An 18694-nucleotide genomic window follows, 5' to 3' on the forward strand; every position below is an offset into this window, starting at 1 on the left:
GGGGCCCGGGGTGTCCCGTATCTCCGCCGGGGTGACGCACGGGGTCGGCCGGGCCGCGCTGCTCATCGCGGCGGTCACGGTGGGCGCCCGGGTGGCCGGGTTCGGGCGCACGGTGGTGTTCTCCCAGACGGTGGGGGACACCTGTCTGGGGACCGCCTACATCACCGCCAACCAGCTGCCCGCGGTGCTGTTCGAGATCGTCATCGGCGGGGCGCTGACAGCGGTGGTGGTCCCGGTGCTGGCGGCCGCCGCCGAGCGCGGTGAGCGGGAGCGGGTGGAGCGCACGGCGTCGGCGCTGCTCACCTGGGTGCTGCTGCTGTCGGTGCCGCTGGCGGGGCTCATCGCGCTGTCCGCCCCGTACACGATGGCGCTGATGCTGGGCGCGGGTGCGGGCTGCGACCCGCGGGCGCTGGCGGCGCTGTCGGTGCGGATGCTGCTGGTGTTCGCCCCGCAGGTGGTGTTCTACGGTCTGGCGGCGGTGCTGTACGGGGTGCTGCAGTCGCACCGCAGGTTCGTGTCCCCGGCGGTCGCCCCGCTGGTGTCGAGCGTGGTGCTGGTCTCCTCCTACCTGCTGTTCGTTCCGCTGGGAGGGGCCTACCGGGACGACCCGGCCGGGCTGCCGATGCCGGCCGAGCTGCTGCTGTCGCTGGGGACGACGGCCGGGGTGGTCGCGCTGTTTTTGACGGTGCTGGGGCCGGCGGTGCGCCTGGGGCTGCGCTGGCGCCCCCGGCTGACCTTCCCGCCCGGGGTGGGCAGGCGGGTGCGCTCGCTGGCGGCGGCGTCCCTGGTGCCGCTCGTGGCGATGCAGGCGTGCCTGCTGCTGTCGGTGGCGCTGGCCAACCGGGGCGGCGGGGCGGGTGCGTCGGTGCTGTACACCTACGCGTGGGCGCTGTTCACCCTGCCCTACGGGGTGATCGCGGTGCCGATCGCGACCAGTGCGTTCACGGCGCTGGCGGTGGCCCACGCCGACCGGGACAGAGGCGTGTACGCGGAGCTGGTGGCCCGGCCCGCCCGGGCGTGCGCGGTGCTGACGGCCGCGGTGGGCGCCGCTCTGGCCGCCGCGGCGGACCCGGTGGCGCAGGTGTTCGCCCGGCACGACCCGGTGGCGCTGGAACGGGCCCTGGTGGCCTACGCCCCGGGTGTGGTGGGGTTCGGGCTGGTGGCGCTGTACAGCCGTGCGCTGTACGCGTCCCACCACGGCAGGCCGGCCGCGGCCGCCCAGACCCTGGGCTGGCTGCTGGTGATGGCGGGTTCGGCGGTGTCGGTGGCGCTGGTGCCCGCCGGGTGGACGATCGCGGCGCTGGGCTGGTCGACGACACTGGGGCTGACGTGCGCGGCGCTGGCGTGCGCGGCGGCGGTGCGGCGGGTGCACGGGGCGGCGGCGCTGGCCGGGGCGGGCCGGTCGGCCGCCGCGGTGGTGGCGGGCGGGGCGCTGGGCTGGGCGGCGGCCCGTCCGGTGGCCGGGTCGCTGTCGGGCGGCGGGGTATGGCCCTCGGTGGGGGCGGCCCTGCTCTCGGGCGCACTGGCGGTGGCGGTGTTCGCCCTGGTGGCGGCCGTGGTGGACCGCTCGGCGGCGAGGGCGGCCCTGGATCGGGTCCGGAGCGTGTTCGAACGCAGGAGGGGGAGCCGGTGAACGGCAGGATCGCGTTGGTGTTGGGGACCAGTACCGGTGGGGCGGGCAGGCATGTGCTGTCCCTGGGGGAGGGGCTGGTGCGGCGGGGGTACCGGGTGGCGGTGGTGGGCCCGGCCGCCGCCGAGCGGGAGTTCGCCTTCACCGATGCCGGGATGCGGTTCGCTCCGGTGCGGATCGGGGCGGTCCCGTCGGTCGCGGACCCGGCGACGGTGCTGCGGCTGCGTTCGCTGCTCGGGGGCGCCGACATGGTGCACGCGCACGGGATGCGGGCCGGTGCGCTGTGCGCGCTGGCGGGGGTGCGCCCGCTGGTGGTGACGGCGCACAACGCCCCGCCGCCGGTGGACGGCCCGCTGGCGGCGGCCTACCCGGTGCTGGAGAGGATCGTGGCGCTGCGCGCCGACGTGGTGCTGGGGGTGTCGGGTGACCTGGTGCGCAGGCTGGAGCGGGCGGGGGCGCGCGACGCCCGCCCCGCGGTGGTGGCGGCTCCCGACACGGGGCCGCCGCTCAAGGGGCGCGAGGCGACCCGCTCGGACCTGGCGGTGCTGCCCGAGCGCCCGCTGCTGCTGACCGTCGCCCGGCTCGCGGAGCAGAAGGGGCTGGACATGCTGCTGGCGGCGGCCCCGCGGATCGCCGACCGGAGCCCGGAGCCGGTCATCGCGATCGCGGGCGACGGGCCGCTGTGGGGCGCCCTGCACGACACCGCCGCGGAGCTGACGGCCGACGTGCGCATGCTGGGTCACCGTACGGACGTGGCCGACCTGCTGGCGGCCGCCGACGTGTTCTGCCTGACCAGCCAGTGGGAGGGGCCGTCGCTGGTGATCATGGAGGCGCTGCGGGCGGGGCTGCCGGTGGTGTCCACCCGGGTGGGCGGCATCCCGGACCTGTACGCGGGGACGGTGCTCATGGTGCCGCCGGGCGACCCGGAGGCGTTCGCGGCGGCCGTGGGGCGGGTCCTGGACGATCCGGGGCTCGCCGCGGACCTGCGGGAGCGGTCCGTGTCGGCGGCGCGGTCGCTGCCCGGGGAGGAGGACGCGGTGGCGGCGGCGTGCGCCGTGTACAAGTCGGTGCTGGGCCGGTGACGGGGACGGGGGAATGCCCCGGGGGGTCTGTGCCTTATATACACGGATATCCGAACCGGCCGCGGTGTGTCCCGCGGGGACGGATGATGTGTCCCCGGGGCCGTTCGACTTCATCCTCCGCGCCACTTCTGCGGAGAGGGCGGATATGGCATCGTGGTCACCGGCCGGGCATGCGAGATCACCTCGTGCGGCCGGTATCCTTGCCTGGCATGTGAGGGGAGTATCCCTGTCGCGGCGGTGCCGTCATCACGGAGCACAAGGACGTGTTCCCGGTTCCGTCGGTTCGCACCCCACGGGGTGCGAGCGGGAGAGACCTCCGGCAGTTCGACGTGCGTGCAAACAGCTCGCGCGCACTGACCGGAGGAGTGAACGACAGTGAACGTGCCCCTGTGGGTCTGGATCGCCACGATCGGGGCCATGGTCGCGATCCTGGTCATCGACCTGGCCATCGTGGACCACCCCTGGAGCAAGAAGAAGGGCCCCCAGGAGTTCGGGGTCAAGCAGGCCGCCTGGTGGGCCGTCTTCTACATCGGCATCGCCATCATCTTCGGCTTCGGTGTGTGGTACTACGGCGGCGCGACCGCCGGTGCCGAGTACTTCGCCGGGTTCGTCACCGAGAAGAGCCTGAGCGTCGACAACCTCTTCGTGTTCTACCTGCTGATGGGCTCCTTCGCGGTGCCCAAGAAGTACCAGCACGAGGTGCTGCTCGTCGGCATCGTCATCGCGCTGGTCATGCGCGGCATCTTCATCGTCCTCGGAGCCCAGGTCATCAACGCCTGGAGCGAGGTCTTCTACCTGTTCGGCGCCTTCCTCATCTACACCGGGTACAAGATCGTCCGGGACCACATGAAGGGCGACGAGGACGAGAAGGACTTCACCCAGACGCCGGTCGTGCGCCTGGTCAAGCGGTTCTGGCCGGTCACCGAGGGCTACCACGGCGCGCACCTGACGGTGAAGCTCGACGGCAGGCGCCACATCACCCCGATGCTGCTGGTCATCCTGGCCATCGGCGTCATCGACCTGGTCTTCGCGGTCGACTCCATCCCGGCGATCTTCGGCCTCACCCAGGACGCCTACATCGTCTTCACCGCCAACGCGTTCGCCCTGCTGGGCCTGCGCCAGCTGTACTTCCTGCTGGCCGGCCTGATGGACCGCCTGGCCTACATCAGCTGGGGCCTGTCGGCGATCATGGTGTTCATCGGCGTGAAGATGATCCTGCACGCGCTGCACGAGAACGGCGTGCACGTCCCGGAGATCAGCACCTCCCTCTCCCTGACCGTGATCATCGGCGTCATGGTGGTCACCATCCTCGGCAGCCTGGTCAAGTCGGCGTCCGACGACCGCAAGGCGCCCCCCGCCGTCGAGGGGCGGGACGAGAAGGACTCCGCGGGCGAGCGCTCCTGAGCCCCTCCCGCACGCTCCTCCGGGGGCGGTCCCGCGCGCCGGGGCCGCCCCCGGTTCTCTTTTCCGCGGGTCGCGCGAAAACCCTGATATCGAACACGCGTTCGTCTATAGTGGGCTTCGCGGCGGTGCCGCAGCGTCAGTGCGCGGCACTCCTCCGTTGCGGAAGAAACCGTCGGCGGCGGTCGTTAGGCTTGTCGGACGGGAGGGCCCGTACCCTTCCCGCCCCCTTCAGCGGCCCGGATCCGGGGCCGGGCGGTCGTCCGGGGGGTCCCGATCGCCGCACCACGAACCACACACGGGCAGGCCGGAGCCGGCCGGTGCCCTGTGCGCCACAGCCGAAGGATGTCTCACTCGATGGTCGAACAACTGGTAGTCCGGGGCGCCCGGGAGCACAACCTCAAGGACGTGTCGCTGGACCTGCCCCGCGACTCCATGATCGTGTTCACCGGCCTGTCCGGTTCGGGCAAGTCCTCGCTGGCCTTCGACACGATCTTCGCCGAGGGCCAGCGCCGCTACGTCGAGTCGCTGTCGGCGTACGCCCGCCAGTTCCTGGGTCAGATGGACAAGCCCGACGTGGACTTCATCGAGGGGCTGTCCCCGGCGGTGTCCATCGACCAGAAGTCCACCAGCCGCAACCCCCGCTCCACCGTCGGCACCATCACCGAGGTGTACGACTACCTGCGGCTGCTGTGGGCCCGAGTCGGCATCCCGCACTGTCCCGAGTGCCGCCGGGAGATCTCCCGGCAGAGCCCGCAGCAGATCGTCGACCGGGTCCTGGAGATGGCCGAGGGCACCCGCTTCCAGGTGCTGGCCCCGGTCGTGCGCGGCCGCAAGGGCGAGTACCTCGAGCTGTTCAAGGACCTGCAGTCCAAGGGGTACACGCGGGCCGTCGTGGACGGCGAGTCGGTGCGCCTGGACGAGGCGCCCAAGCTGGGGCGCTACGACAAGCACGACATCTCGGTGATCGTGGACCGGCTCTCGGTCAAGGAGAGCTCCCGCGGGCGGCTCAACGACTCGGTGGAGACCGCGCTCAAGCTGGCCGGCGGCACCATCGTGCTGGACTTCGTCGACCTGCCCCAGGACGACCCCGAGCGCGAGAAGGTGTTCTCCGAGCACCTGTACTGCCCCTACGACGACCTGTCCTTCGAGCAGCTGGAGCCGCGCTCCTTCTCCTTCAACGCCCCCTACGGCGCCTGCCCGGACTGCTCCGGCCTGGGCACCCGCATGGAGGTCGACCCCGAGCTGATCGTCCCCGACCCGGACAGGACACTGGCCGAGGGAGCCCTGGCCCCCTGGTCGGGCGGCCAGAACGGCGGGTACTGGGAGCGGCTGCTCGTCGCCCTGGGCGAGGCCGTGGGCTTCGACCTGGACACCCCCTGGGAGAAGCTGCCCAGGCGCGCCCGCAAGGCGATCCTGGAGGGGCACGAGACCCAGGTCCATGTCAGCTACCGCACCAGGTACAACCGCGAGCGGTCCTACTACACCGACTTCGAGGGCGTCATCCCCTGGGTCAAGCGCCGCTACACCGAGACCGAGAGCGACTACGGCCGCGAGCGCCTCGAGGGCTACATGCGCACCGTGCCCTGCCCCGCCTGCGAGGGGACCCGGCTGCGCCCGGTCGTGCTCGCGGTGACCGTGGGCGGGCGGTCCATCGCCGAGGTGGCGTCGATGTCGCTGGCCGACAGCGCGCGCTTCCTGGCCGACCTGCGGCTCTCGGACCGCGACATGGTCATCGCCGCCCAGGTCCTCAAGGAGATCAACGCCCGTCTGGGCTTCCTGCTGGACGTGGGCCTGGACTACCTCACCCTGGCCCGCTCCTCCGGGTCGCTCTCCGGCGGCGAGGCCCAGCGCATCCGGCTGGCCACCCAGATCGGCTCGGGCCTGGTGGGCGTGCTCTACGTGCTGGACGAGCCGTCCATCGGCCTGCACCAGCGCGACAACGCCCGCCTGCTGGAGACCCTCCAGCGGCTGCGCGACATCGGCAACACGCTCATCGTCGTGGAGCACGACGAGGACACGATCCGCGCCGCCGACTGGGTGGTCGACATCGGCCCCGGCGCGGGTGAGCACGGCGGCCACGTCGTGGTGTCGGGCATCGTGGACGAGCTGCTCACCAGCGAGGACTCGCTCACCGGCGACTACCTGGCCGGGCGCCGCGCCATCGAGGTGCCCCAGGTGCGCCGACCGCTCACCAAGGGGCACGAGCTGGTCGTCAGGGGAGCGCGCGAGAACAACCTGCGCGACGTCGACGTCGCCTTCCCGCTGGGGGTGTTCACCGCGGTCACCGGGGTGTCGGGCTCGGGCAAGTCCACCCTGGTCAACGAGATCCTGTACAAGGCGCTGGCCAAGGAGCTCAACGGGGCGCGCGACGTCCCCGGCCGCCACCTGCGGGTCAACGGGCTGAACAAGGTCGACAAGGTCGTCCACGTCGACCAGAGCCCGATCGGGCGCACCCCGCGTTCCAACCCGGCGACCTACTCGGGTGTGTTCGACCACATCCGCAAGCTGTTCGCGCAGACCACCGACGCCAAGACGCGCGGCTACCAGCCGGGCCGGTTCTCGTTCAACGTCAAGGGCGGGCGCTGCGAGGCCTGCTCCGGCGACGGCACGCTCAAGATCGAGATGCAGTTCCTGCCGGACGTGTACGTGCCCTGCGAGGTGTGCCACGGCGCCCGGTACAACCGGGAGACGCTCCAGGTCAAGTACAAGGGCAAGAACATCTCCGAGGTCCTGGACATGCCGATCTCGGAGGCGCTGGAGTTCTTCGAGCCGGTCAACGCGATCCGCCGCCACCTGCAGACCCTCACCGACGTGGGGCTGGGGTACGTGCGGCTGGGCCAGCCCGCCACGACGCTGTCGGGCGGGGAGGCCCAGCGTGTCAAGCTCGCCGCCGAGCTGCAGCGCCGCTCCACCGGACGCACCGTGTACGTGCTGGACGAACCCACCACGGGCCTGCACTTCGAGGACATCCGCAAGCTGCTGGGAGTGCTCAACCGGCTGGCCGACACCGGGAACACGGTGATCGTCATCGAGCACAACCTGGACGTCATCAAGACCGCCGACCACCTCATCGACATGGGTCCCGAGGGCGGCTCCGGCGGCGGCACGGTGATCGCCCAGGGCACACCTGAGGAGGTCGCGGCCGTCGCCGAGTCCTACACCGGGCGGTTCCTGGCCAAGATGCTCTAGAGCCGCGGGTGCACGGGCGGCGGCCCGCCCCCGCACCTCTTCTCCGGGGGCGGGTCGCCGCCGTGCCGGGCTTGGCCCGGACGGGGAGGGCGGTGCCCGGATCCGCCTACCGGGCCGGGGCCGCCCGGTCCGGTGCGGGAGAACGGCCGCCGGGCGGCAGGCCGGGACCGCCGCCCCCGGGCCCCGGGTTTGGGGGCGCGGAGCGGACCGGGCTTTCCCGGGACCCGGAACGAAGCACTCCGCAGCGCCTACTACAGTGCGTCGTAGGTTTGGACGTGCAGGTGAGGAGCGGTCGTGTCGGTCGAGAAGTCGTGCGGGTGCGGGGTGAGCAGGCGTCGCCTGCTCGGGACGGCCGGGGCGGTCGCCGCCGCCGGTGCCGTCACCGCGGTGAGCGCCTGCGGCGGGGAGCCCCCCAAGCCGCAGGACGTCCGGCGGGGCCACGTGATCGGGCAGACCACCGACGTCCCCGAGGGCGGCGGCACCGTCTTCAGCCACAGCAAGCTGGTCGTCACCCAGCCCGAGAGCGGTGACTACCGGGCCTTCGCCGCCTCCTGCACCCACGGCGGCTGCACCGTCCAGGAGGTGGAGGGCGGGGTCATCCGCTGCCTGTGCCACGGCAGCGAGTTCGACTACACCACGGGCGAGGTCGTGGTGGGCCCGGCGCAGGAGGCGCTGGAGGAGTTCTCGCTCACCATCGAGGGCACCGACATCATCCTGGACTGACTCCGCCGGGCCTCCGCCCGGGAGCCCCCGTACGCACAGCGCCCCGGGACCGCGACGGTCCCGGGGCGCTCGCGTGCGCGGCGGGGGTCAGGACTCCCCGGCCTCGTCCTCGCGGCGGCCGTTGTGCTCGGCGCGCCGGGCTGCCGAGGCGACGGCGGCCCGGGTCAGCATCTCCTCCTCCGCGGCCACCACCTCGGTGCGGTTGCGCGGCAGCGACTGCGGGTAGTGCTCGACCAGCCAGCCGATGAGGTGCTCGCGGATCTCGCAGGCGATGTTCCACTGGGCGCCGGTGTCGGCGGCGGTGGCCACGACGCGCACCATCACCTCGCCGTTCTCGGTGATGTCCACCACCTGGCAGGACCAGCTGCGGCCGTCCCAGTTGTCGCTGGAGGTGATGAGGCGGCCCGCCTCCTCGCGCAGCTCGGCGATCGGCACCTCCCAGTCCAGCGGCATCATCACCTTGGCGGTGATCGCCGTGCCCTGCTTGGTCCAGTTCTCGAAGCTGGTCGTGGTGAAGTTCGCGACCGGGACCACGAGGCGGCGCTCGTCCCAGATCTTGATGGTGACGTTGACCAGGGTCAGCTCCTCGACCCGGCCCCACTCGCCCTCGACCACGACGACGTCGCCGATGCGCAGGGCGTCGCTGAACGCCAGCTGCAGGCCGGCGAACAGGTTGCCCAGGGTGGACTGGGCGGCCACACCGGCGACGATGCCGATGATGCCCGCCGAGGCCAGCAGCCCGGCCCCCAGCGCCTGTACCTGCGGGAAGGTGAACAGGATCGCGGAGATCGCCAGGACCACGATGACGGAGGTGATGACCCGGCGCAGCAGCCGCATCTGGGTCTGCAGGCGGCGGGCCTTGCGGTCGGCGTCTCCGTTGGCGTGGGACAGGCGGGCCAGGATGGTGTCGGTGACGGCGTAGGCGAGGCTGATGCCCAGGGCGGTCAGCGACCCGATCATCAGGATCACCATCGCGTGCCGCAGGGTGCCGTAGGTGTCCCAGCCCACGTCGGAGACACTGGGCAGCCCGAGGTTGGCGCCCACCACGGCACCGGCCGCGTACCCGGAGTACCGGGTCCTGAGCACGAGGTGGTTGGCGATGCTCCACACCTTGGCGAGCTTGTGCTTGAGCACCCAGCGCGCGGCGAACACCAGGGCCACGGAGATGGCCACGGCGATGCCGAGGACGATCCAGGCCCAATATCCGTCGAGGTCCACGGCGCAAGGCCCCCTTGTCGTTCATGTCGGAAAGGGTCGTGTACCCGCCCAACCTAGAGCATGCGGATACCCTTTCGTGACGTTCGGGCGACCTGATCGTGGTGGTCGGGGCGTGCCTGCGACCACCGTCCGGGGTGGGCGGGGACACGAGTGGCCGGATGTCACCGGCACCCACCAGAATGGGGGTATGCCTGCGACACCTCACCTGCGTCCCGCGCCCGGTTCCATCCCGACCTCCCCGGGGGTCTACCGGTTCCGGGACGGGTCGGGCCGGGTCATCTACGTCGGCAAGGCCAAGAACCTGCGCTCGCGGCTGTCGTCGTACTTCCGCGACTTCGCCGGACTGCACCCGCGCACCCAGCAGATGGTCTCCACCGCCGCCGACGTCGACTGGACGATCGTGGGCACCGAGGTGGAGGCGCTCCAGCTGGAGTACTCCTGGATCAAGGAGTACGACCCCCGGTTCAACGTCAGGTACCGGGACGACAAGAGCTACCCCTACCTGGCGGTGACCCTCGACGAGGAGTTCCCGCGGGTGCAGGTGATGCGGGGCGCCAGGCGCAAGGGGGTGCGCTACTTCGGCCCGTACTCGCACGCCTGGGCGATCCGCGAGACCGTCGACCTGCTGCTGCGGGTGTTCCCCGTGCGCACCTGCTCCGCCGGGGTGTTCCGGGGGGCCCGCACCAGCGGCCGCCCCTGCCTGCTGGGCTACATCGGCAAGTGCTCGGCGCCGTGCACCGGAAAGATCTCCCCGGAGGGCCACCGCGCCCTGGCCGACGACTTCTGCTCCTTCCTGGCCGGGGACACCGGCCGGTTCATCCGCCGGCTGGAGGGCGAGATGAAGGAGGCGGCCCAGGAGATGGAGTACGAGCGCGCGGCCCGGCTGCGCGACGACATCGAGGCCCTGCGCGCCGCACTGGAGAAGCAGGCGGTGGTGCTGCCCGACTCCACCGACTGCGACGTGATCGCCCTGGCCGAGGACCAGCTGGAGGCGGCCGTGCAGATCTTCTACGTGCGCGGCGGCCGTATCCGCGGCCAGCGCGGCTACGTGGTCGACCGGGTGGACGACGCCGGGCCCGCCGAGCTCATGGCGACGTTCCTGGGCCAGCTCTACGGCTCCACCGAGGGCGCCCGGGAGAACGAGGGGACCGGCACCTCGGTGCCGCGCGAGGTGCTGGTCTCCCACGAGCCGGCCGACCCGGGGGCGGTGGCCGGCTGGCTGGCCGGGCACCGGGGCGCCAACGTGGACCTGAGGGTCCCGCAGCGCGGGGACAAGCGCGCGCTGATGGAGACCGTGGAGAAGAACGCCCGGGAGGCGCTGGCCCGGCACAAGACCCACCGGGCCGGGGACCTGAGCACGCGCAGCCGCGCCCTCAACGAGCTCCAGGAGGCACTGGAACTGGGGGAGGCCCCGCTGCGCATCGAGTGCTTCGACATCTCCAACCTCCAGGGCGAGCACGTGGTGGCGTCCATGGTCGTGTTCGAGGACGGGCTGGCCCGCAAGTCGGAGTACCGGCGCTTCTCGGTGCGCGGCAGCGGTGAGGGCGGCGCCGGGCAGGACGATGTCGCGGCCATGTACGAGGTGGTCAGGCGCCGGTTCCGCCGCTACCTGGAGGAGAGCGCGCGCAGCGGCGAGGTCGCCCGGATGGGTGGGACCGGCGGGGACTCCGCGGCGCGGGACGGTCACCCGATCGACGACGAGGCGAAACCCGGGAAGTTCGCCTACCCCCCTAACCTGGTGGTGGTGGACGGGGCGCGCCCCCAGGCCCAGGCCGCGCGCCGTGCCCTGGACGAGCTGGGCATCGACGACATCGCCGTGTGCGGCCTGGCCAAGCGCCTGGAGGAGGTGTGGTTGCCCGACGACGAGGACCCGGTCATCCTGCCCCGCACCAGCGAGGGCCTGTACCTGCTGCAGCGGGTGCGCGACGAGGCGCACCGCTTCGCCATCGCCTACCACCGCCAGAAGCGGGCCAGGGCGCTCACCGGGAGCGCCCTGGACGAGCTGCCCGGCCTGGGCCCGGCCCGCCGCACCGCCCTGATCAAGGCGTTCGGGTCGGTCAAGCGGCTGGCGGCGGCCACGGCCGAGGAGATCGCCGCGGTGCCGGGCATCGGCCCCAAGCTGGCCGAGTCCGTGCACGAGCACCTGTCCGGGGGCCCTTCGGCACGGGAGACCGACGGGGCACCGGTACCGAACAGCATTGACGGGGGAGGAGACACATGACGGTCGAACTGGGCGGGGAGCTGCCGCCCGAGGTGGTCATCGTCACCGGGATGTCCGGTGCGGGCCGGAGTACGGCGGCCAGGGCCCTGGAGGACCTGGACTGGTTCGTGGTGGACAACCTGCCGCCGGGCCTGCTGCCGACGATGATCGAGCTGGCGGGGCGCACCCACGGCGCGGTGCCGCGGGTCGCGGTGGTCGTGGACGTGCGGTCGCTGGCGTTCACCGAGGACCTGCTGTCCACGGTGGAGGAGCTGCGCAAGCGCGACATCACGGCGCGGGTGCTGTACCTGGAGGCGGGCGACGACGCGCTGGTGCGCCGGTTCGAGGGCGTGCGCAGGCCCCACCCGCTGCAGGGGGACGGCAGGCTGACCGACGGCATCGCCCGCGAGCGCGAGACCCTGCGCGCGATCCGCGGCGAGGCCGACCTGGTCATCGACACCTCCCAGCTCAACGTCCACCAGCTCAAGGCGCGGGTGATCGGGTTCTTCGGGGAGAGCGACGAGGCGCGCCCGCGCGCCAACGTGGTCTCCTTCGGCTTCAAGCACGGGCTGCCGGTCGACGCCGACCTGGTGCTGGACTGCCGCTTCCTGCCCAACCCCCACTGGATCCCGGAGCTGCGGCCGATGAACGGCCGCGACGAGCCGGTGCGCGACTACGTGCTGTCCCAGGACGGGGCCAAGGAGATGCTGGAGGCCTACAGCGAGGTCCTCAAGCTCACCATCGAGGGCTACCAGCGCGAGGGCAAGCACTACATGACGCTGGCGGTGGGCTGTACGGGCGGCAAGCACCGCAGCGTGGCCATGGCCGAGCAGTTCGCGGAGCGGCTGCGGGCCCAGGGGGTGGAGGTCCACGTGGTGCACCGGGACGTGGGCCGGGAGTGAGGTGCCCGGGCCCGGGCGCGGCCCGGCCGCGCCCGCCCCGCCGGGTCGGGTGAACCGAATCGCCAAGCGGGCCGTCTTCCCTTACATTGACTCGGTCACCGTCGGTGCCGATACCCCGTGGGGCGGGGGCTCCGGCGGTTCGGGGGCGTCGGGCGCACCCGCCGTGCTCGGCGGTGCGGCCCGCCGCTGCACACGGGTACGAGGGGCAGGCCACGACCATGGCGAAGAGCACCGCACCGGACGGGGACGGACCGCGTCCGCCCCGGGTGGTCGCGTTGGGGGGCGGGCACGGCCTGTACGCCTCCCTGTCGGCCCTGCGGCGGGTGACCACCGACGTCACCGCCGTGGTGACGGTCGCCGACGACGGCGGGTCCAGCGGTCGGCTGCGCCGCGAGCTCGGGGTGCTGCCGCCGGGGGACCTGCGGATGGCGCTGGCCGCCCTGTGCGGTGACGACGAGTGGGGGCACACCTGGAGCCAGGTGCTCCAGCACCGGTTCCGCTCGGAGGGGGAGCTGCACGGCCACGCCGTGGGCAACCTGCTCATCGTGGCGCTGTGGGAGCTGCTGGGCGACTCGGTGGCGGGACTGGACTGGGTGGGGCAGCTGCTGGGCGCGCACGGCCGGGTCCTGCCGATGTCGTCGGTGCCGCTGGACATCTCCGCGGAGGTGGTGGGCGCCGACCCCGCGCACCCCGACGAGGTGACCACGATCCGGGGCCAGGTGGCCTGTGCGAGCACGGGCGGCCGGGTGCGGTCGATCTCGCTGATCCCGGAGGAGCCCCCGGCGGGGCCGCAGGCGGTCAAGGCGGTCCGGGAGGCGGACTGGGTGGTGTTCGGCCCGGGGTCGTGGTTCACCAGCGTGCTGCCGCACCTGCTGGTGCCGGACCTGGCGCACGCCCTGGTGACCACGCGGGCCAGGAGGCTGGTGGCGCTCAACCTGTCCCCCCAGAGGGGGGAGACCGACGACTTCCGGCCCGAGACGTACCTGGAGGTGCTGCGCGAGCACGCGCCCAAGCTGGGCGTGGACGTGGTGCTGGCCGACCGGGGGATGGTGGAGGAGCCCGAGCCCCTGGCGGCGGCCGCGCGGGACCTGGGCGGCCGGCTGGAGCTGGCCGACCTGGCGATGGGCGACGGCAGCCCCCGGCACGACCCCGAGCTGCTGGCGCGGGCCCTGGAGAGGGTCCTGAACGACTGACGGGTTCCCCCGGGCGGAACCGGGGGAAGACCGGCGCCATGGGCTACGACATCAGAGTGGAGCGGGTCTACGACGAGGTGCGCGGGGATCCGCCGCCGGGTGCGCTGTTCCTGGTGGACCGGCTGTGGCCGCGCGGGGTCCGCAAGAGCGCGCTGGAGGGCGTCCCCTGGATCAAGGAGGCGGCCCCCGGCACGGAGCTGCGCTCCTGGTTCGGCCACGACCCGCAGAGGTTCGAGGAGTTCGCCCGCCGCTACCGGGCGGAGCTGGCCGGGCGCCGGCAGGCGCTGGAGCCGATCCTGGAGGCTGCGCGCCGCGGTCCGGTGACGCTGCTGTACTCGGCCCGCGACGAGGAGCACAACCAGGCGGTGGTGTTGCGCGACCACCTGCTGGAGCTGCTGTCGGCGCAGGTCGGGGGCAATTGACCGCACACCGGCACGAACGCCGTGACCCGCGTCCGAGGAGGTCTCGGGACGTCGGCAACACGCGGTCCCAGGGTCGGCACCGAGCGTCTCGTAACGTAGTCTGCCTCGAAGAAAGTCGCTCGTGGCGGGGCCGCGGCGGCGCCACCGGTGCCCGGGTGCGCGGCACCGGTCAAGGTCGTTTCAAGGGGAGGATCGCAGCGATGGCGATGACCGGCGTGGTGAAGGATGAACTGAGCCGTCTGGCCATTCTCAAGCCATGCTGCCGCAAAGCGGAGGTGTCCACCATCCTGCGGTTCACCGGCGGACTCCACCTGGTGGGCGGCCGGATCGTGATCGAGGCCGAGCTGGACACGGGTGCCGCCGCGCGCCGCCTGCGCAAGGACATCTCCGAGGTGTTCGGGCACGAGTCCGAGGTGGTCGTGCTCTCCCCGAGCGGCCTGCGCAAGGGCAACCGGTACGTGGTGCGGGTGATCAAGGACGGCGAGTCGCTGGCCCGGCAGACGGGGCTGGTCGACAACAACGGCCGCCCGGTGCGCGGACTGCCGCGGCACGTGGTGGCGGGCGGGGCCTGCGACGCGGAGTCGGCGTGGCGGGGCGCGTTCATCGCGCACGGTTCGCTGACGGAGCCGGGCCGGTCGATGTCGCTGGAGGTGACCTGCCCGGGGCCGGAGGCGGCGCTGGCGCTGGTGGGCGCGGCGCGGCGGCTGAAGGTGCACGCCAAGGCGCGCGAGGTGCGCGGGGTGGACCGGGTGGTGGTGCGCGACGGCGACTCCATCGGGGCGCTGCTGACCCTGCTGGGCGCCCACCAGAGCGTGCTGGCGTGGGAGGAGCGCCGGATGCGCCGGGAGGTGCGGGCGACCGCGAACCGGCTGGCGAACTTCGACGACGCGAACCTGCGGCGCAGTGCGCGGGCGGCGGTGGCGGCCGGTGCGCGGGTGGAGCGGGCGCTGGAGATCCTGGGCGAGGACGCCCCCGAGCACCTGGTGGCGGCGGGCAAGCTGCGGCTGGCCCACAAGCAGGCGTCGCTGGAGGAGCTGGGCCAGCTGTCGGTGCCCCCGCTGACCAAGGACGCCATCGCCGGGCGCATCCGCAGGCTGCTGGCCATGGCGGACAAGCGGGCGGCCGATCTGGGAATCGAGGGGACCGAGGCGAACCTCACTCCGGACATGCTGGTGCCCTGACCTGGGGCTGCGCGTCCGGGGCCGCGACGCGCGCGTAACACCGATGTTCGGCTTTGTTAACTGCGAGAACTCGCCGATAACTTCGGCAAATGGTATAGACCTCTTCGCTTTGCGGTGTCAGGATGGTCGCGAATCCACGAGCCGTTCGGAGCACGGTGGGCATGGGTCGGCAACCGACCCCCGCACGTCCTCCGCTAGGCTCTTTGTGAACACCCGATGCGGCGTAACACCTGTTCACAGCCGCCCGTGCGGTGTACACCGCGGTCCTGGCGAGAACCGGTCGCAATGCCGGGTGTAAATGAAGTGCGATATATGAGGGGATTGGTTCCGTGACCATCCGTGTAGGCGTCAACGGCTTCGGTCGGATCGGCCGCAATTTCTGGCGCGCGGTCGCCGCCGGCGGCAGCGACATCGAAATCGTGGCGGTCAACGACCTCACCGACACCAAGACGCTCGCGCACCTGCTCAAGTACGACACCGTGCTCGGCACCCTCGAGGGCGACGTCGAGGTGGGCGAGGACTTCATCCGCGTCGGCGACAAGAACATCAAGGTCCTGGCCCAGCGCGACCCGGCCGAGCTGCCCTGGGGCGAGCTGAACGTCGACGTCGTCATCGAGTCGACCGGCCGCTTCACCAAGGCCGAGGACGCCAAGAAGCACCTGGCCGCCGGCGCCAAGAAGGTCATCATCTCCGCCCCGGCCAAGGGCGAGGACATCACCGTCGTCATGGGCGTCAACGACGACAAGTACGACGCGGACGCCCACCACGTCATCTCCAACGCCTCCTGCACCACCAACTGCGTGGCGCCGATGGCGAAGGTGCTGCTGGACGCCTTCGGCATCGAGCAGGGCCTGATGACCACCGTGCACGCGTACACCAACGACCAGGTCATCCTGGACTTCCCGCACTCGGACCTGCGCCGCGCCCGCGCCGCCGCGCAGAACATCATCCCGACCACCACCGGTGCCGCCAAGGCCACCGCCCTGGTCATCCCCGAGCTCAAGGGCAAGCTGGACGGCATGGCCATGCGTGTCCCGGTGCCGGACGGCTCCGTCACCGACCTCGTCGTCACCCTGGGCCGCGAGGTCACCAAGGAAGAGGTCAACGCCGCGTTCAAGGCCGCGGCCGACGGCCCGCTCAAGGACGTGCTGGTCTACACCGAGGACGCCATCGTCTCCTCCGACATCGTCGGCACCTCGCCCTCCTGCACCTTCGACTCCAGCCTGACCATGGCCTTCGGCAAGCAGGTCAAGATCGTCGGCTGGTACGACAACGAGTGGGGCTACTCCAACCGCCTGGTCGACCTGGCCAAGCTGGTCGGCTCCGGCCTGTAGGGCGCCCGGCCCCCGCGGCCTCCCGGCGCGTGACACGGCACCCCTCCGCCCGCACAGCGCGCGGAGGGGTGCCGTCGTGAGCGCCCCCCTCCGACCCCTGCGAGCAGGGGCGGCAAGACCCGATATTCGTCACGAGGAGACCAGCATGCGGACGATCGACGACCTCGACGTCTCCGGCAAGCGCGTGTTCGTCCGGGCCGACCTGAACGTGCCCCTGGACGGCGACCGGATCACCGACGACGGGCGCATCCGTGCGGCCCTGCCGACCATCACCGCGCTCCGGGAGCGCGGCGCCCGCGTCATCGTCGCCGCCCACCTGGGCCGCCCCAAGGGCGCCCCCGACCCCCGCTACTCCCTGCGCCCGGTGGCCGCCCGCCTGGGTGAGCTGCTCGGCACCGAGGTGGCGTTCGCCGCCGACACCGCCGGCGAGTCCGCCCGCGCCGTCTGCGCCGGGCTGGCCGACGGCGGGGTGGCGCTGCTGGAGAACGTGCGCTTCGAGCCCGGCGAGACCAGCAAGGACGACGCCGAGCGCGGTGAGCTGGCCGACCGGTTCGCGCAGCTCGCGGACCTCTACGTGGGCGACGCGTTCGGCGCTGTGCACCGCAGGCACGCCAGCGTCTACGACCTGCCCGGCCGGCTCCCGCACGCCGTGGGCGGCCTGGTGCTGACCGAGGTCGAGGTCCTCAAGAAGCTCACCACCGACCCGCAGCGCCCCTACGCCGTGGTCCTGGGCGGCTCCAAGGTGTCCGACAAGCTCGGCGTCATCGACAACCTCCTGGGCACAGCCGACCGCATCCTCATCGGCGGCGGCATGGTCTTCACCTTCCTCAAGGCCCAGGGCCACGAGGTCGGGGCCAGCCTGCTGGAGACCGACCAGCTCGACACCGTCCGGGGCTACCTGGAGCGGGCCGAGCGCGAGGGCGTGGAGATCGTCCTGCCGGTGGACGTCGTGGCGGCCGAGAAGTTCGCCGCCGACGCCCCGCACGCCGACGTGGCCGTGGACGCGATCCCGGCCGACCGCATGGGCCTGGACATCGGCCCCCGCAGCCGCGCCCTGTTCGCGGAGAAGCTCGCCGACGCCCGGACCGTGTTCTGGAACGGCCCCATGGGCGTGTTCGAGATGGAGCCCTACGCCGGGGGCACCCGCGCCCTGGCCCAGGCCCTCATCGACTCCGACGCCTTCACCGTGGTCGGCGGCGGCGACTCGGCCGCGGCCGTGCGCGCCCTCGGCTTCGACGAGGCGGCCTTCGGCCACATCTCCACCGGCGGCGGTGCCAGCCTGGAGTACCTGGAGGGCAAGGACCTGCCCGGCATCGACGCCCTGCGCTGACGCGAACCCCCGAGACATCACGAGGAAGTGATCCACATGACCCAGCGGCTGCCGCTCATCGCGGGCAACTGGAAGATGAACAACAACCACCTGGAGGCCATCGCGCTCGTCCAGAAGCTGGCGTTCTCGCTGGAGGACAAGGACTACGAGGCCGCCGAGGTCGTCGTCCTGCCCCCGTTCACCGACATCCGCAGCGTGCAGACGCTGGTGGACGGCGACAAGCTGCGCATCGGATACGGGGCGCAGGACATCTCCGCCCACGACAAGGGCGCCTACACCGGTGAGATCTCCGGCTCCATGCTGGCCAAGCTGGACTGCACCTACGTCCTGGTGGGCCACTCCGAGCGCCGCGAGTACCACAACGAGGACGACGCGCTGGTCAACGCCAAGATCAAGGCCGCCTTCAAGAACGACATCGTGCCGCTGCTGTGCGTGGGCGAGGGCCTGGACGTGCGCAAGGCCGGCGGCCAGGTCGAGCACGTGCTGTCCCAGGTGGACGGCGCCCTCAAGGAGATCCCGGTCGAGCAGGCCGAGCGCCTCGTGATCGCCTACGAGCCGGTGTGGGCCATCGGCACCGGCGAGGTCGCCACCCCGGCCGACGCCCAGGAGGTGTGCTCGGCGATCCGCGGCCGGCTGGCCGAGCTGTACTCGGCCGACGTCGCCGACAAGGTGCGGGTGCTCTACGGCGGTTCGGTCAAGGGCGACAACGCCCCCGGCATCATGGCCGAGAAGGACGTGGACGGTGCCCTGGTCGGCGGAGCCTGCCTGAAGGCCGAGGAGTTCGTCAAGATCATCCGGTTCTCCGAGAACGGCTGACCCCTCCCGGACCCCTCCCGCTCCCGAGCTGCGGCGAGGGCGCCCACGGGTTCCGGAGGCCCGGAGCGGA

General features: G+C 72.1%; 14 protein-coding genes. 13 read left to right on the forward strand and 1 reads right to left on the reverse strand.

Features of this window, described 5'->3' with window-relative positions:
• Positions 1–10 precede the first annotated feature (10 nt).
• The 5 genes from murJ (at position 11) to ACSUPR_RS25430 (ending at position 8028) form a co-directional block, all read left to right on the forward strand.
• On the forward strand, positions 11–1633 hold the full coding sequence (gene murJ, locus ACSUPR_RS25410) for a murein biosynthesis integral membrane protein MurJ (RefSeq protein WP_436887225.1): 1623 nt from the start codon (positions 11–13) through the stop codon (positions 1631–1633).
• Positions 1630–2712, forward strand: coding sequence for a glycosyltransferase family 4 protein (locus ACSUPR_RS25415; protein WP_436887226.1), 1083 nt, complete (start codon positions 1630–1632; stop codon positions 2710–2712). The genes murJ and ACSUPR_RS25415 overlap by 4 nt, the downstream gene beginning before the upstream one ends.
• A 375-nt stretch (positions 2713–3087) precedes the next feature.
• Positions 3088–4116 (forward strand): TerC family protein, encoded by a 1029-nt coding sequence (locus ACSUPR_RS25420; protein WP_436887227.1) that lies wholly within the window; start codon positions 3088–3090, stop codon positions 4114–4116.
• A gap of 354 nt (positions 4117–4470) precedes the next feature.
• A complete protein-coding gene (uvrA, locus tag ACSUPR_RS25425) occupies positions 4471–7305 on the forward strand; it encodes an excinuclease ABC subunit UvrA (protein WP_436887228.1) in 2835 nt (944 codons plus the stop codon).
• 324 nt (positions 7306–7629) lie between these two features.
• Positions 7630–8028 carry a Rieske (2Fe-2S) protein gene (locus ACSUPR_RS25430; RefSeq protein WP_436892148.1) on the forward strand — a complete coding sequence of 133 codons (399 nt, stop codon included), beginning with the start codon at positions 7630–7632 and terminating at the stop codon, positions 8026–8028.
• Between the two features lie 87 nt (positions 8029–8115).
• Here ACSUPR_RS25430 and ACSUPR_RS25435 read toward each other — a convergent pair whose 3' ends face one another.
• The gene (locus ACSUPR_RS25435; protein ID WP_436887229.1) at positions 8116–9246 is read right to left on the reverse strand and encodes a mechanosensitive ion channel family protein; all 1131 of its coding nucleotides are present in this window, start codon (positions 9244–9246) and stop codon (positions 8116–8118) included.
• Positions 9247–9433: 187 nt separating this feature from the next.
• Here ACSUPR_RS25435 and uvrC point away from each other — a divergent pair, with 187 nt between their 5' ends.
• From uvrC to tpiA, 8 genes are all read left to right on the forward strand, one after another.
• Positions 9434–11467 carry an excinuclease ABC subunit UvrC gene (gene uvrC / locus ACSUPR_RS25440; protein WP_436887230.1) on the forward strand — a complete coding sequence of 678 codons (2034 nt, stop codon included), beginning with the start codon at positions 9434–9436 and terminating at the stop codon, positions 11465–11467.
• Positions 11464–12348, forward strand: a complete 885-nt coding sequence (gene rapZ, locus ACSUPR_RS25445; RefSeq protein ID WP_436887231.1) for an RNase adapter RapZ — start codon at positions 11464–11466, stop codon at positions 12346–12348. Before uvrC ends, rapZ begins: the two co-directional genes overlap by 4 nt.
• A gap of 218 nt (positions 12349–12566) precedes the next feature.
• Positions 12567–13541 (forward strand): gluconeogenesis factor YvcK family protein, encoded by a 975-nt coding sequence (locus tag ACSUPR_RS25450; protein ID WP_436887232.1) that lies wholly within the window; start codon positions 12567–12569, stop codon positions 13539–13541.
• Between the two features lie 38 nt (positions 13542–13579).
• Positions 13580–13963 carry a DUF488 domain-containing protein gene (locus ACSUPR_RS25455; protein WP_436887233.1) on the forward strand — a complete coding sequence of 128 codons (384 nt, stop codon included), beginning with the start codon at positions 13580–13582 and terminating at the stop codon, positions 13961–13963.
• 200 nt (positions 13964–14163) lie between these two features.
• On the forward strand, positions 14164–15144 hold the full coding sequence (gene whiA / locus ACSUPR_RS25460) for a DNA-binding protein WhiA (protein ID WP_075924862.1): 981 nt from the start codon (positions 14164–14166) through the stop codon (positions 15142–15144).
• A gap of 329 nt (positions 15145–15473) precedes the next feature.
• Positions 15474–16478 carry a type I glyceraldehyde-3-phosphate dehydrogenase gene (gene gap / locus ACSUPR_RS25465; protein WP_436887234.1) on the forward strand — a complete coding sequence of 335 codons (1005 nt, stop codon included), beginning with the start codon at positions 15474–15476 and terminating at the stop codon, positions 16476–16478.
• Between the two features lie 145 nt (positions 16479–16623).
• Positions 16624–17808: a phosphoglycerate kinase gene (locus tag ACSUPR_RS25470; protein ID WP_436887235.1), complete on the forward strand. Its 1185-nt coding sequence runs from the start codon at positions 16624–16626 to the stop codon at positions 17806–17808.
• 36 nt (positions 17809–17844) lie between these two features.
• Positions 17845–18624, forward strand: a complete 780-nt coding sequence (tpiA, locus tag ACSUPR_RS25475) for a triose-phosphate isomerase (protein ID WP_436887236.1) — start codon at positions 17845–17847, stop codon at positions 18622–18624.
• Positions 18625–18694 lie beyond the last annotated feature (70 nt).

The organism is Nocardiopsis dassonvillei, from assembly GCF_964273065.1.
Classification (GTDB): Bacteria; Actinomycetota; Actinomycetes; order Streptosporangiales; family Streptosporangiaceae; genus Nocardiopsis; species Nocardiopsis dassonvillei_B.